This window comes from Micromonospora sp. NPDC049060 (genome assembly GCF_040649055.1).
Classification (GTDB): domain Bacteria; phylum Actinomycetota; class Actinomycetes; order Mycobacteriales; family Micromonosporaceae; genus Micromonospora; species Micromonospora reichwaldensis.
Genome location: NZ_JBEZEV010000181.1, coordinates 1 through 1,215, shown reverse-complemented (window position 1 = coordinate 1,215; position 1,215 = coordinate 1). Strand labels below are relative to the sequence as shown.

Here is a 1,215-nt window from a genome sequence, read left to right as displayed (position 1 = left end):
GCGATCGTGTTCGAGGCGCAGACCGTGGCCGCGATGGCCGACCGCCTACGGGACGAAGTGCTGGCCGATCCGACGACCGCCGGCGGCGAGAACGACCCGGTCGGGTCCGGCGCCGGGCAACCGAGCGATCCGGCCCTCGTCCCGCCGGGCAGTGAGACCTCGTCGCCGGGTCGGGTCCTGTCCTTCGCGCAGCAACGCCTCTGGTTCCTGCACACCCTCGACCCGAAATCCACCGCCTACAACACCCAGACCGCCTGGCACATCGACGGCGAACTCGACCTCGACCACCTCGACACCGCCATCAACGAGATCGCCCGCCGACACGAGATCCTGCGCACCACCTTCGCCGAACACGACGGCATCCCCGTCCAGATCATCCACCCCGCGCCCATCCACCACAGCACCCGCCACGACCTCACCCACATCCACCCGGACCATCACGACCACCACATCCGCGACATCCTGCGCGCCGAACTCGACACACCGTTCGACCTCACCACCGGCCCGTTACTGCGCAGCCACGTCCTCCAACTCAGCCCCACCACGCACGTGCTCTGCCTCACCTGGCACCACATCGTCCTCGACGGCTGGTCCGTCGGCGTGTTCCACACCGAACTCGACCACCTCTACACCGACCTCACACACGGTCGCACCCCCTCGCTGCCGCCCCTCACCACCCAGTACGCCGACATCGCCCAACGCCAACGCCACCACTGGCAGAGCGACGACGCCCAACAGCACCTCCACGAACTCGCCGCACGACTCCGCGACGCCCCACCCGTCTGTCACCCGCCCACCGACCGGCCCCGCCCCGACACCGAACCCGGGCCCACGGCCATCCACCACGCCCTCCTACCCGCCGGCACCCTCACCACCCTCGCCACCCAGACGGGCTCCACCCCCTTCGGCGTCCTCCTCGCCGCCTTCCAACTCCTCATCCACCGCTACACCCACCAGAACCCCATCGTCATCGGCACCCCCCTCACCGGACGCACCGACCCCGACACCGAAAAACTCATCGGCTTCTTCGTCAACACCCTCCCCCTCCCCGTCGACATCAACCCCCACCACACCTTCCGCCAACTCCTGCACCACTCCCGCACCGTCCTCATGCACGCCGTCACCCACCAGGACATCCCCTTCGACAAACTCGTCGAACACACCCGACCCACCCGCGACCGCCACACCCCACCCCTCATCCAAACCGTCTTCACC

Annotated in this window: 1 protein-coding gene; it reads left to right on the top strand. The window is 68.5% G+C overall.

The window, feature by feature from the left end; translation table 11 throughout:
* Positions 1 to 33 precede the first annotated feature (33 nt).
* Positions 34 to 1,215 (top strand): condensation domain-containing protein (locus AB0B83_RS30130; RefSeq protein ID WP_357581012.1); only part of this gene is annotated, 1,182 nt, incomplete at its 3' end.